General features: G+C 62.4%; 12 protein-coding genes. 4 read left to right on the top strand and 8 right to left on the bottom strand.

What is annotated here, in order from left to right; all coding sequences use genetic code 11:
- The first annotated feature begins 14 nt into the window (after positions 1–14).
- Together dapB and JO965_RS24410 are read left to right on the top strand one after the other, a co-directional pair.
- Positions 15–821 carry a 4-hydroxy-tetrahydrodipicolinate reductase gene (gene dapB / locus JO965_RS24415; protein ID WP_203441515.1) on the top strand — a complete coding sequence of 269 codons (807 nt, stop codon included), beginning with the start codon at positions 15–17 and terminating at the stop codon, positions 819–821.
- Positions 822–826: 5 nt separating this feature from the next.
- Positions 827–1,999 carry a CaiB/BaiF CoA-transferase family protein gene (locus JO965_RS24410; RefSeq protein ID WP_203441514.1) on the top strand — a complete coding sequence of 391 codons (1,173 nt, stop codon included), beginning with the start codon at positions 827–829 and terminating at the stop codon, positions 1,997–1,999.
- 13 nt (positions 2,000–2,012) lie between these two features.
- Here JO965_RS24410 and JO965_RS24405 read toward each other — a convergent pair whose 3' ends face one another.
- On the bottom strand, positions 2,013–2,585 hold the full coding sequence (locus tag JO965_RS24405) for a TetR/AcrR family transcriptional regulator (protein WP_203441513.1): 573 nt from the start codon (positions 2,583–2,585) through the stop codon (positions 2,013–2,015).
- A 143-nt stretch (positions 2,586–2,728) separates the two neighbouring features.
- Between JO965_RS24405 and JO965_RS24400 the strand changes: the two genes are divergently transcribed.
- Together JO965_RS24400 and JO965_RS24395 are read left to right on the top strand one after the other, a co-directional pair.
- Positions 2,729–3,862: an efflux RND transporter periplasmic adaptor subunit gene (locus JO965_RS24400; RefSeq protein WP_203441512.1), complete on the top strand. Its 1,134-nt coding sequence runs from the start codon at positions 2,729–2,731 to the stop codon at positions 3,860–3,862.
- Between the two features lie 9 nt (positions 3,863–3,871).
- The gene (locus JO965_RS24395; protein WP_203441511.1) at positions 3,872–6,955 is read left to right on the top strand and encodes an efflux RND transporter permease subunit; all 3,084 of its coding nucleotides are present in this window, start codon (positions 3,872–3,874) and stop codon (positions 6,953–6,955) included.
- A 146-nt stretch (positions 6,956–7,101) separates the two neighbouring features.
- Here the strand turns inward: JO965_RS24395 and JO965_RS24390 are convergent, their stop codons facing one another.
- The 7 genes from JO965_RS24390 to JO965_RS24360 form a co-directional block, all read right to left on the bottom strand.
- Complete coding sequence (locus JO965_RS24390; RefSeq protein WP_152714305.1) at positions 7,102–7,554, bottom strand: Fur family transcriptional regulator; 453 nt, start codon at positions 7,552–7,554, stop codon at positions 7,102–7,104.
- A 201-nt stretch (positions 7,555–7,755) separates the two neighbouring features.
- The gene (locus JO965_RS24385) at positions 7,756–8,166 is read right to left on the bottom strand and encodes a Fur family transcriptional regulator (RefSeq protein ID WP_203441510.1); all 411 of its coding nucleotides are present in this window, start codon (positions 8,164–8,166) and stop codon (positions 7,756–7,758) included.
- A 115-nt stretch (positions 8,167–8,281) separates the two neighbouring features.
- Positions 8,282–9,457 carry a Gfo/Idh/MocA family protein gene (locus JO965_RS24380; protein ID WP_203441509.1) on the bottom strand — a complete coding sequence of 392 codons (1,176 nt, stop codon included), beginning with the start codon at positions 9,455–9,457 and terminating at the stop codon, positions 8,282–8,284.
- Between the two features lie 18 nt (positions 9,458–9,475).
- Complete coding sequence (locus JO965_RS24375; protein ID WP_203441508.1) at positions 9,476–10,537, bottom strand: sugar phosphate isomerase/epimerase; 1,062 nt, start codon at positions 10,535–10,537, stop codon at positions 9,476–9,478.
- Between the two features lie 124 nt (positions 10,538–10,661).
- Positions 10,662–11,612, bottom strand: a complete 951-nt coding sequence (locus JO965_RS24370; protein WP_203441507.1) for a substrate-binding domain-containing protein — start codon at positions 11,610–11,612, stop codon at positions 10,662–10,664.
- Between the two features lie 65 nt (positions 11,613–11,677).
- Positions 11,678–12,676, bottom strand: coding sequence for an ABC transporter permease (locus JO965_RS24365; RefSeq protein ID WP_203441506.1), 999 nt, complete (start codon positions 12,674–12,676; stop codon positions 11,678–11,680).
- Positions 12,673–14,193, bottom strand: a complete 1,521-nt coding sequence (locus JO965_RS24360; RefSeq protein WP_203441505.1) for a sugar ABC transporter ATP-binding protein — start codon at positions 14,191–14,193, stop codon at positions 12,673–12,675. The genes JO965_RS24365 and JO965_RS24360 overlap by 4 nt, the downstream gene beginning before the upstream one ends.
- Positions 14,194–14,310 lie beyond the last annotated feature (117 nt).

Here is a 14,310-nt window from a genome sequence, read left to right as displayed (position 1 = left end):
AAGGCTGGTAGCTCATGTCAATTCGGATCACCCTGGCGGGCGCGACCGGTTGGGTCGGCAAGGCCCTCGTGGCGGCGATCGCGGCTTCCGACGATCTCGTCCTCGCAGGCGCGGTCAGCCGCAGCGCTGCGGGTCAGGATGCGGGCGAGGCGGTCGGTCTTCCGCGCCTCGGTGTTCCGATCAGTGCCACCCTCGAGGAAGCGCTCACGGCGCCTTCCGACGTGGTGATCGACTATACCAAGCCAGGCGTGGTCAAAGCCCATACGCTGACGGCCCTGGCACAGGGCCGGCATGTGGTCATCGGTACGTCGGGTCTGAGTGCCGAGGATTATGCCGAGATTGATGATGTTGCGCAGAAGGCCGGTCGCGGTGTTCTGGCCGCCGGCAACTTCTCGATCACGGCAACCCTGCTGCGCCGGTTCGCCTTGGAGGCTGCCCGCTACGTTCCGGACGTGGAGATCATCGATTACGCATCGGCCAAGAAGCCGGACACGCCCTCTGGGACGGCTCGCGAACTGGCGGAACTTCTGAGCGAGGTGCGGCATGTTGCGACCTCCAAGCCCGTGAACGAACTCACGGGCGTCCGTGAGACTCGAGGCGGCTCACTCGGTGCGAAGGAGCCGGTTCAGGTTCATTCGTTGCGCATGCCGTCCTTCGTCCTGTCCTGCGAGGCCGTGTTCGGTGCCGACAACGAAAGGCTTGTGATCCGTCACGATGCCGGCTCGTCGGCCGCTCCCTACGTGGCGGGTACGCTGCTGGCCACCCGCCGTGTCGGCTCGTTTATCGGCCTACGGCGCGGTCTCGACAGCGTGATGGATTGATTTTCATGAAACCGCTCGAAGGCCTCAAAGTCCTCGAACTTGCACGCATTCTCGCCGGTCCCTGGGTCGGCCAGTTGCTGGCCGATCTCGGCGCCGATGTGGTGAAAGTGGAGCGGCCGGGCGCCGGCGACGACACTCGCGGCTGGGGCCCACCCTTCATCGAGGGTGCGGAGGATGACCATCTCTCGGCGGCTTACTTTCATTCCTGCAACCGCGGCAAGCGCTCCATCGCGGTCGATTTCGAATCGCCCGAGGGGCAGGAACTCGTGCGCAAGCTTGCCTCCCACGCGGATGTGGTGATCGAGAACTTCAAAGTCGGCGGCCTGAAGAAATACGGGCTCGATTACGAGAGCCTCAAAAGCGTCAATCCGCGTCTCGTCTATTGCTCGATCACGGGCTTCGGGCAGAACGGCCCCTATGCCGCGCGTGCCGGCTACGATTTCATGATCCAGGGCCTTGGGGGCATCATGGATCTGACGGGCGATCCGCAAGGCGAGCCACAGAAGATCGGCGTGGCCTACGTGGACATCTTCACCGGCGTCTATTCGGTCGTCGGCATCCTCGCCGCCCTTCGTAAGCGCGACGTCACAGGGGAAGGGGCCCATCTCGACATGGCACTCCTCGATGTGCAGACGAGCGTGCTGGCCAATCAGGCGATGAACTATCTCGCGTCCGGCAAGTCGCCCCGGCGCATGGGCAATGCCCACCCCAACATCGTGCCCTATCAGGTGTTTCCCGTCGCGGACGGCCATGTGATCGTGGCGGTGGGCAATGACGGGCAGTTCTCCCGTTTCGTCTCCGTGCTGGGCAAGCCCGAGCTCGCCAACGATGAACGCTTCAGGACCAATGCGGGCCGCGTCGGCCATCGCGCCGAGCTCGTGCCCCTGTTGACCGAACTGACCCTGAGATTCACCCGCGAGGATCTTCTCTCGGCCCTGGAAGGGCAGGGCGTTCCCGCCGGTCCCATCAATACGGTGGCCGACGTCTTTGCCGATCCGCAGGTCATCGCCCGGGGCATGAAGATCGATCTGCCCTCGTCAGCAGCCAAAGGCGGAGCCATCCCGTCCGTCCGCTCGCCCATCGTCATGGACGGGCATGCTATGGCAGCCAGCCGTCCTTCGCCGCGCCTCGGCGAGCATATGGATGAGGTTCTGAGCGATCCGTCCTGGATCGCCTGAGGCCGCGAGGGGACTACTCGGCAATGCCCTTGCTGACGAGGCGCTCGATCGCCCTCACGATCCGCTCACGGTCCTCGTCCGAGAATGGGCTGAGTTTGTGCATCTCGAGGCTGCTCAGCCCTTCCGTGGCAAGCCATCCCAGAAGGGCGGCATCCAAATCATCCGAGGTTGCCTTCAGCTGCTCCAGAGTGGTGTTGATCACCTGGCGGACAGGATCGAGAAGGCCGGGATTCTCGGCGGTGGCCACCATCATCCCAGTGGCTAGGTCCTGCATTTTCCCGCCGCAACAGAAATTGAGCAGGGTCTTGGTCACGACCCGAGCCTCGAGGTTAGGCCCTGGGCCGGCCTTGTCCCGTAAGGCCTCCTTTTCGGAGGCAACTTGGTCGATCATGCGCCGAATCATGGCCTGAAGCAGCGCGTCCTTGGTCGGGAAATTATAGAGAAGTCCACCCTTGCTGAGCCCGGCTTTATCGGCCACGGCCTCTAGAGTCAGTCGTCCGGCGCCGATCTCGCCGACGAGTTCTGCTGCCGCATCAAGAATTTTTTCTCGGGAACTCTTGCGGCCTCTGGTACAGGGGAACAGCATTGACCTCTCTTGCAACTAAACCGTCCAGACGGTATATAAATTCTCTCTCATGGCCTTGGCGTCAAGGTAAAGTTACGCTATTGCCGCACCCACCATAGTCGTACAGCGCTCACGGAATGAGCGCTAACTCTCGGAAATAGCCTATGAAACGGCGCATCGTAGTCGCTCTTGTCTTCATTCTTGCAATCGGACTTTGCGCCGGATTGGTCTGGTTCAACTTTTTCCGTGACAAGATGATCACCCAGTTCTTCGCCAATATGCAGCAGCCGCCGCAGACGATTTCGGCTGCCAAGGTTGAGGCGAAGACCTGGACGCCGAGCATCAGCGCCATTGGTACGGCCAAGGCCGCCAACGGCGTCGAGCTGGCTTTCGAGACAGCGGGCATCGTCAGCGAGATCAAGTTCAAGGCGAACCAAGAGGTCCGCCAGGGCGAAGTCCTCGTCCAGCTCGACGATTCCGTCGAGCGCTCTGACATCCAGGACGTACAGGCCAACGTGAAGACGGCCGAGAGCAGCTTCGAGCGCGCCAAGACCCTGTCGACCCGTGGTTACGGCACCGAAGCCAATCTCGATCAGGCCAGCGCCCTGCTTGCGGCCGCTCGCTCGCGCCTCGCACGCCTGCAGGCGACAATCGAGCAGAAGGCCTTAAAGGCTCCCTTCTCGGGCGTGATCGGCATTCCGCGGATCGATGTCGGGCAGTACCTGCAGCCCGGGACCGTCATTGCGAGCTTCCAGGACCTGTCATCGATGAAGGTCGATTTCACGGTCCCGGAACAGCGCGCGAGCGAAATCAAGCTCGGCCAGGAGGTGCATATCGGGACCACCGAGGGCAACCTTCCCTTCAAGGGGCGCGTCACCGGTAAGGATCCGCGCGTCGACCCGAAGACGCGTCTCGTCTCGGTCCAGGCGATCGTCGAGGACAACAAGGACGGAGCCATTCTCCCAGGCCAATTCCTCCACGTGGAAGCGATCCTGCCGGAGCAGCCCAATGTCATGACCGTGCCGCAGACGGCCGTCATCGCCAGCCTCTACGGCGATTACGTCTACACGATCGACGAGGAGCAGCGGGATGGCAATGCGGTCCAGATTGCCAAGCAGGTCTTCGTGAAGACCGGTCGTCGTCGCGGTGGCGCTCTCGAGATCGTCTCCGGCCTGACCCCAGGTCAGCAGGTGGTCGCCTCCGGGCAGAACAAGCTGCAGTCGGGTGCGACCGTCAAGATCGACAACACCATTGATGTGACGAAGCTCGACGCGTCGAAGCTCGCGAGCGGGCAATAGGCATAAGCCATGAGTTTCACTGAACTTTTCATCCGCCGCCCTGTCCTGTCGATGGTGGTGAGCCTCCTGATCCTGCTGCTTGGTGCGCAGGGTCTGATGAACCTGCAGGTGCGTCAGTATCCTGAGGTCGAGGAAACCACGATCACGATCACGACGACCTATACGGGTGCCAGCGCCGATCTGATCCAGGGCTTCATCAGCACGCCCATCGCCAAGTCCGTCTCGAGTGCGGAAGGCGTGGACTACGTGACGACGCAGAGCCGCCTCGGCATCAGCACGGTGTCCGTGCGCATGCGCCTGAACACCGATCCGAACGCGGCACTGACCGAAGTCACCGCGAAGGTGCAGCAGGTCCGCGCGCAGCTTCCTTCCGAGGCCGAAGATCCGGTGATCATGAAGGGCACGGGCCAGAGCTTCGCCCTCATGTACATCACCTTCGGCAGCACGGAGATGAATCCGGAGCAGGTCTCCGAATTCCTGACCCGCGTGGTGCAGCCGCGCTTCGCAACGCTCGAGGGCGTCGGCAATGCCGAAATCCTCGGCGGGCGCGACTTCTCCATGCGCGTATGGCTCGACCCCGTGCGCCTGGCCGCGCGTGCCGTCACGGCCGGCGATGTGGTCCAGGCGATCAACGCCAACAACTTCCTCGCGGCACCCGGCAAGACGCAGAGCGAATATGTCGCCTACAGGCTCGACATGCAGACCACGCTGCAGACGCCTGAGACATTCAGCATGCTGCCGATCCGCTCGGATGGCGATCAGGTCGTGCGCCTGCGCGACGTGGCGGATGTGGAGCTTGGCCCCGAGAGCACCGACACCATCGTCAGCTTCAACGGCAGCCAGGGCACCTTCATCGGTATCACGCCGACGCCGTCGGCCAACCCGCTGACCGTTGCCGCCGAAGTCACGAAGGCGATCGACTCGATCCGCCCGACCCTGCCGAAAGGCATGAGTACCGAGATCGTCTACGATGCGTCGAACTTCATCTCGGCCTCCATCGAGGAGGTGTTCAAGACCATCGGTGAAGCGGCGCTCATCGTCGTGGTGGTGATCCTGCTCTTCCTGGGGTCCTTCCGCTCGGTGCTGATCCCCATCGTGACGATCCCGCTCTCGCTCATTGGCGTGTGCTTCTTCCTCTATGCACTGGGCTATTCGATCAACCTCCTGACCCTGCTGGCAATGGTGCTCGCCATCGGTCTCGTGGTCGACGACGCCATCGTGGTGTTGGAGAACATCCATCGTCACATCGAAGAAGGCCTGAAGCCCGTCGATGCCGCCATCGTCGGCATGAAGGAGATCTTCGTCCCGATCGTGTCCATGACGATCACGCTGGCGGCCGTGTACGCACCGATCGGCTTCACGCAAGGCTTGACGGGTTCGCTGTTCCGCGAATTCGCCTTCACCCTTGCGGGCGCGGTGATCATCTCCGGTATCGTTGCCGTGACGCTCTCGCCGATGATGTCATCGAAGCTGCTGAAGTCACATGGTGGCCAAGGGCGGTTCGCCGCCTTCGTCGACCGTACATTCACGCGGCTCGAGAACTGGTACGCAAGGCGCCTGAAAGGTTCGCTCGATTACCGCGGCGTGACCCTCGTCATCGTCGCCGTCCTGCTCGGCACCACGGCCTTCCTGTTCACCAAGACCTCCTCCGAGCTTGCGCCGGAAGAGGATCAGGGCGCCTATCTCGGCATCGTCAACGTGCCGAAATACGCGACCGCCGATTACACGCAGGCCTTCTCCAAGCAGTTCACCAACGCAGGCGAGAAGATCCCTGAGATCGACGACAGCTTCCTGATCGTCGGCATCGATGGCGGCGGCGGCGGCTTCTTCGGTTTCAAGCTGAAGGAGTGGAGCGAGCGCGAGAAGAAAGGTGAGCAGACCAAGCAGGAGATCCAGAGCCTCCTGGACCAGAATGCCGGCGTGCAGGCCTTCGCCTTTGCGCCTCCTTCTCTGCCCGGCGGCGGTGACGGTCTGCCGATCCAATATGTGCTGCGCACCATCGGCGACTCGTCCCAGGCCTATGAAGTCGCCGAGCAGATTCGCCTGCGCGCGATGAAGTCCGGCAAGTTCATCGTGGTTCAGAACTCCATCTCCTACGAGACGCCTCGCGCTCGCATCACAGTGGATCGCGACCGCGCCGCCGCCCTCGGCGTGCCGGTCTCCGAGATCGGTACCACGCTCGGCGCTCTCGTCGGCGGTGCGCCGATCTCTAAGTTCGACCGTGACAGCCGGAGCTATGACGTGGTCAGCCAGGTCCGGCAGGAGGATCGTCTGAATCCAGAGCGTCTGGCCGAGTACTACGTGCGGGCATCCGATGGGTCCATGGTTCCGCTCTCCGCGCTTGTGAGCATCAAGACGGATGCGGCGCCTGCCGCCATCGAGCAGTTCAATCAGCTCAACTCGGCGACCGTCTCGGCGCTGCCGCTGCCCGGCGTGACCACCTCGGAGGGCTTGGCGACCCTGCGTTCCATTGCGCAGGAGGTCATGCCGCAGGGCTTCTACGAGGATTATGCCGGTCAGTCGCGCCTGGAGATCCAGGAGGGAAGTTCGATCTTCCTCGCCTTCGGCCTTGCAGTCATCGTGATCTATCTGGTCTTGGCGGCGCAGTTCGAGAGCTTCCGCGATCCGTTCATCATCATGATGTCGGTGCCGCTCTCCATGTTCGGCGCCATGATCTTCCTGAATCTTGGGCTCGCGACGCTGAACATCTACACGCAGGTCGGCTTGATCACCCTCGTGGGACTGATCACCAAGCACGGCATCCTGATGGTGGAGTTCGCCAACGAGCAGAAGGAAAAGCATGGCGTCAGCAAGCGTGAAGCCATCGAGGAGGCGGCTCGCGTGCGCCTTCGTCCGATCCTCATGACCACGGCCGCCATGGTGCTCGGCGTCGCGCCGCTGCTCTATGCCAGCGGTGCAGGTGCGGCAGCGCGCTTCTCCATGGGCCTCGTGATCGCGGCGGGCATGTCGATCGGCACGATCTTCACCCTCTTCGTGGTTCCGATGTTCTACACCTTTATCTCGAAGGAGACGGTACGGGCCGGCCGGATGGAAGAAAAACATCCCCATCGCCAGGCCCTGGCGGCGGAATAAAGCATCGGACGTGAAAAGTGGCTCCCACTTTTGGGATCCATCCGATGCGCCAAGCAAAAGAAAAGGCCGGGCAATGCCCGGCCTTTTAAGTTTCAGGTCTCGAAAAGGCAGAGTCGGTTTCGGATCCTGCCTTTTGCTCTTGGAAATTACTGGGCAATCTCGCCTTCGACTTCCATGAAGGGAGAGACGGACTTGAAGCCGGCCTGTTCGGCGGCCTTCTTCACAGCCTCTGCAACCTCGGTCGAATGAACCTCGATGGTCTCGCCCGTCTTGGAATCGACGAACATGATCTTCATCGCGTTCACGTCCGGCTGGCCGTGGGAGATGACGTAGGAGTTCTGGGTTGCCAGACGATGGACGAGACCGGCGTCGCGCAGGAAGTCGAGAGCGCGATAGATCGTGACCGGGGCAAGGCGCTTCTTTTCGCTGCTGAGACGGTCGACCAGATCATAAGCCCCGACCGGACCGCCGCTCTGGACCAGCTCGCGATAAACGCGCTCGCGAATCGGCGTGAGCCTGAGATTGTTCTGGCGGCACAGATCGTCTGCACGACGAAGGAGGTTGTCCTCTTCTTCTTTCCTGAGGGCCTTGGTGCTCATGAGCCACACTCCTGTTATTACGGAACCTATATATTCATATAGGTAAAATGCGAAGCTGACAATGTGCTATCGTTGCGAAAAGCGCTTGCAGCTGTGCATATTCCGCAAAGGAAGTTGGCGTTCAGACACAGAAAAGGCGGTGTTTGCGATGCATTGGTATGTAGTAACGTATAAAATAAGCTGATGTTCCTACGCTTAAGCTTATTTCGCGCAAGATTCGCACAAGCCCCGAATCTCGACCGTTACCTTCTTGGTGCAGAAGGCATGGTCGTCGCCCCAATGGGCGAGGCGCTCGCTGATATGCGGGTCCGTGAACTCCTTGACCAGTCCGCAGCTCTCGCAGATGGCGAAGGCCGCCATGTCGTGCTCGTGATGGGGATGCTTGCAGGCCACATAGGCATTGAGGCTCTCGAGCCGGTGGGCGAGGCCCTTCTCGATCAGCTTGTCCAGGGATCGGTAGACGGTCGGTGGCGTGACGGCGCCCTTGGCCCGCATCTTGTCGAGAACCTCATACGCCGAGAGCGGGTTCTGGGCGGAGCACAGAATCCGGTGCACCCGCTTCTGGGTGTCGTTCAGGTCCTCGAGGCCGTGGTGGTGATGCGTGGCAGCCATCTTGAAATCGTTTAGTCCGCTTAGGGCGCGATCACCCTATACGTCATGATTGCGGAGGCGATTTCAAGGGAGTTGCACTCGGGACCGGCTGCGTCGGCCCCGAGTGCCAAACGGATTAGAGATCGACCCAGGCCGCCTTGCGCTGCGAAGACCGCACGGCGGCCTCGATGAAGCGCACGCCGCGCACGCCGTGCTCGACCGTCGGCACCTGGAGCGAGAAGGGATTGGGCTTGCGGTTCTCGATCCGCGCCGTGATCTGCTCGGCCACGTCCGTGTAGAGCTGGGCGAAGCCTTCGAGATAACCTTCCGGATGGCCGCCCGGGATGCGCGAGGCGGCGCGGGAGACCTCATCGGCACCATAGCCGTTGCGGCGGATGGTGTGGGGCGGCTCACCGAGAGGCGAGAAGGTGAGGTAGTTCGGGTTCTCCTGATGCCATTCGAGGCCCGCCTTCTCGCCATAGACACGGATGCGAAGTCCATTCTCGAGGCCGGCCGCCACTTGGCTGCACCAGAGCATGCCTTTGGCGCCTGCCGCAAAGCGCAGCATCATATGGGCGTTGTCGTCGAGCCTGCGGCCCTCCACGAAGGTGTGCAGTTCCGCCGATAGGGACGCGACCTCGTCGCCCGCGATGAACTCGGCGAGGTTGAAGGCATGGGTGCCGATATCGCCGACCGCACCCGCAGGACCCGAGCGGGCCGGGTCCGTGCGCCATTCCGCCTGCTTGCTGCCGCTCTCCTCCATGCGGGTGGCGAGCCAGTCCTGCGCATATTCCACCTGCACGACGCGGATCGCTCCCAGCTCACCCGCCTGCACCATGGCGCGGGCTTGCCGCACGAGCGGATATCCTGTGTAGTTGTGCGTGACTGCGAAGATCAGACCGGATTCACGGGCGAGCTTTGCAAGCTGATCCGCCTCGCGGCGGGTGGTCGTCAGCGGTTTGTCGCAGATCACGTGGATACCGGCCTTCAGGAAGGCGCGCGCGGCGGCCGCATGGGCGTGGTTCGGCGTCACGATGGCGACCGCGTCGATGCCGTCCTTCAGCCGCCGTTCGCGGCGGGCCATCTCGTTGAAATCGCCGTAGATGCGATCCTGCTTGAGGAGCAGATCCTCGCCGGAGGCCTTGGCTCGCTCCGGATCTGACGAGAGGGCGCCCGCCACCAATTCCCAGCGGTCGTCGAGACGGGCGGCGATGCGGTGCACGGCGCCGATGAACGCGCCGCGTCCGCCGCCGACCATGCCGAGGCGCAAGCGGCGGTTCAGCTTCTGGTCCGGTGATCCTGCAATCGTCATGTGTTGCCCCCTCAAGGCTTATGCGGCGTCGATGCCGAGCATCCGGCGGTTCGCTGCTTCGTCCGTTCCACCAGATGCGAAATCGTCGAAGGCCTTTTCCGTGACGCGGATGATATGCGCATTGATGAACTCGGCGCCTTCGCGCGCTCCGTCTTCCGGATGCTTCAATGCGCATTCCCATTCGAGCACCGCCCAGGAATCGTAGTCGTACTGCGCAAGCTTGGAGAAAATGGCGTTGAAATCCACCTGCCCGTCGCCGAGCGAGCGGAAGCGTCCGGCGCGATTGATCCAGCTCTCGTAGCCGCCATAGACGCCGATGCGGCCAGACGGATTGAACTCCGCATCCTTGGCGTGGAAGGCCTTGATGCGCTCGTGATAGAAATCGATGAAGGCGACGTAGTCGAGCTGCTGCAGCAGGAAGTGGCTCGGATCGTAGTTGATGCAGGCGCGTCGATGTCCACCGACCGCATCGACGAAGCGCTCGAAGGTGGCGCCGTCGTGGATGTCCTCGCCGGGATGGATCTCGTAACAGACATCGCAGCCTGCTTCCTCGTACGCGTCGAGGATCGGCTTCCACCGGCGGCCCAATTCCTCGAAGGCGGTCTCGATGAGGCCGGCGGGACGCTGCGGCCAGGGATACATGAAGGGCCAGGCGAGCGCGCCGGAGAAGGTGACGCTGGCGTTTAGCCCCAGACGCTTCGAGGCTTTGGCTGCCATCAGCATCTGGTTCACCGCCCATTGCTGCCGCGCCTTCGGATTATTGCGAACCTCAGGCGCCGCAAACCCGTCGAAAGCCTCGTCATAGGCCGGATGAACGGCCACGAGCTGGCCCTGAAGATGTGTGGCGAGTTCCGTGATCTCCATGCCGTGCGAGCGCACGATCCCGGCGATCTCGTCGCAATAATCGCCTGACTCCGCAGCCTTCTTGAGATCGATGAGGCGGGCATCCCAGGTGGGAATCTGCACGCCCTTGTAGCCGAGGGAGGCCGCCCAGCGGCAGATCGCGTCGAGCGAGTTGAACGGAGCCTCGTCGCCTGCGAACTGAGCAAGGAAAAGGCCGGGACCCTTCATGGTCTTCATGGGTGAACTCCCGAGATGGCGTGAGTGAACGTGAGTATCGGCAAGGGGAAGCCGCAAGGATGTCGAGCGGCTTGCCGTTGCCTCGCCTCTCCCATGAGGAAGAGGCGAGAGCCACGTCGCCCAATTAGAACGGCGAGTTGGGGAAGTAATGCTCCTTGGCGTTATCCTTCGTGATCAGCTGTGCGTTGAGCACGTAGGTGCCGCGCATGGGAGCGCTGGTGTAGAAATGCGCCGCGGTGACGCCCATGGCGGTTCCGATCATCGATGGCGGATAGGACACGTCGGCCGGTATCATCTTGTCGCCGTCCATGACCTTCTTGACCATGTCTTTCATGCCGGCGCCGCCGAGGACGAACTTGATGTCCTCGCGCTTGGCCTGACGGATCGCTTCCATGACGCCGAGCGCCATGTCGTCATCCGAGGCCCAGACGGCATCGATCTTCGGGTGCTTGGCGAGGTAGTCCTGCATCACCTTGAAGGCATCGTCCCGGTTCCAGTTGGCATATTGCTTGTCGATCACCTTCACGCCCGACCCTTCGAGAGCCTTCTCGAAGTTCGTCACGCGCTCCTCGTCGATCACGGTCGGAATACCGCGGAAGACGACGACGTTGCCCTGCTTCAGGTTGTCGACGAAGTACTTGCCAGCGACGCGACCGAATTCCGGGTTGTTGCCGGCGACATAGATGTCCTGGATCGACGAATCCTTGAGGCCGCGGTCGACGACGGTGATGAAGGTACCGCGCTTCTTGATCTCGCGGACCGGATTCGTCAGCTCGTCGGAGTTGAAGGGCAGGACCACCAGTGCATCCACCTTCTGCGAGGTGAGATCGTCCAGCGCATTCGCCTGCGAAGCGCCGTCCGGTGAGGTCTTCACCACGACCTTGAGGCCCGGATAGGCCTTCTCGAGCAGCTTTGCGGTCTCCTGCGCGTGATAGACCACGCCGCCGGTCCAGCCATGGGTCGCGGCCGGGATCGAGACGCCGATCGTCACGTTCTTCTGCTGAGCAGTCGCACCGGTGGCGACACCGGCCATTAGGCCTGCTGCCACCGCGATCTTCAGTACCGTTGCTTTCATCTCATTCCTCCCTGGAGGGTTTGGTTTGGGGCCTTTGTCCCTTGTCCGGTAGGCCCCCACCGGTTTCATCGCCCGCGGTGAACGGACCGCTGCACGAGCATGGCGATAATGATGATGGCGCCCTGAACCGCGCCCACGAGAAACTCGGAGACGAAGTTCGATAGCACCATGATGTTGGCGACGAGTTCGAGGATCACGGCGCCGACCACCGTGCCCCAGATCCGGCCGATACCGCCTTTCAGGGCGGTGCCGCCGATGACCACGGCGGTGATGGCCTGCAACTCCCATAAGAGGCCTGTGGTCGGTGTGGCCGAGCCCAGGCGCGGTACATAAATGAGCACGGCGATGCCGACGCAGATGCCCTGGATGACATAGGTAAGCGTGCGCACACGCCAGATCGGCACACCCGAATAGCGGGCTACATCCTCGTTGGAGCCGAGTGCGACCACATGGCGGCCGAAAGAGGTGCGGTAGAGGATCAGCGCGCCGATGGCGGCCACCACCAGGAAGGCGATGATCGGGATCGGGATGCCGAGGATGCTGTCGAAATAGACCGGGCGGTAGAGCTCACGCAGCTCGAAATTGCGCATGGTGATGGTGCCGCCAGCCGCAAGCCAGATCACCAGGGAGCGATAGATGCCCATGGTGCCGAGCGTCACGATGAAGGGCTCGATACGCCCGAAAGTGACGATGAGACCATTCGCCAGGCCGCAGGCCGCACTCAAGGCAATAGCGGCGAGCATGCCGAGCGCCAGGGTACTCACGTCTCCGCCGCCGAGATTGTTCAGAGTCAGGATCATGACACCGGCCGTCAGTGCCGCCATGGAACCGACGGAGAGATCGAGCCCGCCGCCGGCGATCACGAAGGTGGCACCGACCGCGATGATGGCGATGAAGGCCGAGCGTGTCACCACGTTGAGCAGGTTCGACGCGGTCAGGAAGTCCGGATTGATCAGCGCGCCCGCAATGATGAGTACGATGAGCGCGATGAAGGGCGAGAGAGCCCGCATGTCGATGTTGAACCGGCGTTTTTCAGCGCTGGAGCGAAGCACGGTTTCGGTCATGCGTGGCCTGCGGCGATTTCCGCCGCCCTTTCTTCATGAACGCCAGTGGCGAGGTAAACGATGGAATCTTCCGACAGGTCGGCTTGAGCGACTTCACCTGCGACCCGTCCATTGCGCATCACGACGACCCGGTGGCAGAGGCCGATCAGTTCCTGCATTTCGGAGGAGATGACCACGACCGCGCGGCCTTCGGCGGCGAGCGACGCAATGAAGCGATAGATCTGCTCCTTGGTGCCGATATCGACGCCACGCGTCGGCTCATCGATGATGACGATGCGCGGCTCCACCAGCATCATCTTGGCGAGCAACAGCTTCTGCTGGTTGCCGCCGGAGAGCTGCCCGGCGAGAAGATCGCGGCGCCGGGTGCGGATGTCGAAATCCTTGATCGCCTTGTCGAGCGCCTTCTCCTCGCCGCCCCCATCGATGAAGGAGCCGCGGCTGAACTTCTCGAGGGCCGCCAGGGTCAGGTTGACCCGAAGGTTCTGCTGCAGCAGCAGGCCTTTCCCCTTCCGGTCCTCAGAGAGATAGACGATGCCCGCCGCCATGGCTTCGCGGGCGTCGCGGAAATGAACCCGGTTGCCGTCGAGAGTCATCGTGCCATGCCCCGGGCGAAGGCCTACCAACGCCTCGAACAGCTCAGTGCGGCCCGCGCCGATCAGCCCGCCGAAGCCGAGGATTTCGCCTCTATGCAGAGTGAAGGATGCGTTCTCCACATAGCCCGGAACGGCCATGTCGCGCGCGCTCAGAAGGGGCTGATCCGAGGCTGTCGCGGGCTTTTCCGGATAGAGTTTGGACATGTCGCGGCCCACCATGAGGCGCGCCATCTCCAGCGGCTCCAGTCCTTCGATGTCGCGGGTGGCGATGTGGCGTCCATCGCGCAGCACCGTGACGCGATCGGCAATGGCCTTCACCTCGTTCAGGCGGTGCGAGATATAGAGCACCGCTACGCCCTGGGAACGCAGCTTGCGGATGATCTCGAACAGGCTCTCGGCCTCGATGGGGGTCAGAACTGCAGTCGGTTCGTCGAAGGCGACAACCTTGTGCGGTACCAGCAGCGCGCGGGCGATCTGAACGAGCTGCCGGTCAGCGATCGACAGGCGGCTGACCTCCCGGTCAGGATCGATGCGAGTGCCAAGCTCATGCAGGATGGCCCGCGTCCGCTCGCGCATGGCCTTGTCATCGACAAAGCCGAAACGTCGGATCTCACGACCGAGAAAGAGATTTTGCGCTACCGTCAGGTCGGGTGCGAGAAGGATCTCCTGATGGACCAGGACGATGCCTTGGCTCTCCGCATCCACAGGCCCCGAGAAGGTGATCGGCTGGCCGTTCAGGTGGAGGCTGCCTTTCGTGGGTGCGAGATGACCTGACAGGATGCGCATCAGGGTCGACTTGCCGGCACCGTTCTCGCCGATCACGGCATGAACCTCGCCGGGCTTCAGATCCAGCGAAATACCGCTCAGGACCTCGATGGGTCCGAAGGATTTCGAGATGCTCTCTGCGCGAAGAACGGATTCCATAAACGGCTCCGGATGAGCTGCATCGCTCGCTTCCGTCGAGACGGAGGCGGTCGTCGAAGGACTGTGCGGTAAGGATCAGCTGGACGGGGCGTGCGCTGGCATTCGGTTCCTCCTGGC

Source organism: Microvirga sp. VF16, from assembly GCF_016864375.1.
Classification (GTDB): Bacteria; Pseudomonadota; Alphaproteobacteria; order Rhizobiales; family Beijerinckiaceae; genus Microvirga.
The sequence above is the reverse complement of the archived record's forward strand: the minus strand, read 5'-3'. Positions and strand labels throughout refer to the sequence as shown.

What these genes read in the sequence shown, in the direction of transcription:
- JO965_RS24390 (WP_152714305.1), bottom strand. Translation starts at nt 7,554, where the DNA reads ATGAGCACCAAGGCCCTCAGGAAAGAAGAAGAGGACAACCTCCTTCGT.
- JO965_RS24395 (WP_203441511.1), top strand. Translation starts at nt 3,872, where the DNA reads ATGAGTTTCACTGAACTTTTCATCCGCCGCCCTGTCCTGTCGATGGTG.
- JO965_RS24385 (WP_203441510.1), bottom strand. Translation starts at nt 8,166, where the DNA reads ATGGCTGCCACGCATCACCACCACGGCCTCGAGGACCTGAACGACACC.
- JO965_RS24400 (WP_203441512.1), top strand. Translation starts at nt 2,729, where the DNA reads ATGAAACGGCGCATCGTAGTCGCTCTTGTCTTCATTCTTGCAATCGGA.
- JO965_RS24405 (WP_203441513.1), bottom strand. Translation starts at nt 2,585, where the DNA reads ATGCTGTTCCCCTGTACCAGAGGCCGCAAGAGTTCCCGAGAAAAAATT.
- JO965_RS24360 (WP_203441505.1), bottom strand. Translation starts at nt 14,193, where the DNA reads ATGGAATCCGTTCTTCGCGCAGAGAGCATCTCGAAATCCTTCGGACCC.
- JO965_RS24375 (WP_203441508.1), bottom strand. Translation starts at nt 10,537, where the DNA reads ATGAAGACCATGAAGGGTCCCGGCCTTTTCCTTGCTCAGTTCGCAGGC.
- JO965_RS24365 (WP_203441506.1), bottom strand. Translation starts at nt 12,676, where the DNA reads ATGACCGAAACCGTGCTTCGCTCCAGCGCTGAAAAACGCCGGTTCAAC.
- JO965_RS24370 (WP_203441507.1), bottom strand. Translation starts at nt 11,612, where the DNA reads ATGAAAGCAACGGTACTGAAGATCGCGGTGGCAGCAGGCCTAATGGCC.
- JO965_RS24380 (WP_203441509.1), bottom strand. Translation starts at nt 9,457, where the DNA reads ATGACGATTGCAGGATCACCGGACCAGAAGCTGAACCGCCGCTTGCGC.
- JO965_RS24410 (WP_203441514.1), top strand. Translation starts at nt 827, where the DNA reads ATGAAACCGCTCGAAGGCCTCAAAGTCCTCGAACTTGCACGCATTCTC.
- dapB (WP_203441515.1), top strand. Translation starts at nt 15, where the DNA reads ATGTCAATTCGGATCACCCTGGCGGGCGCGACCGGTTGGGTCGGCAAG.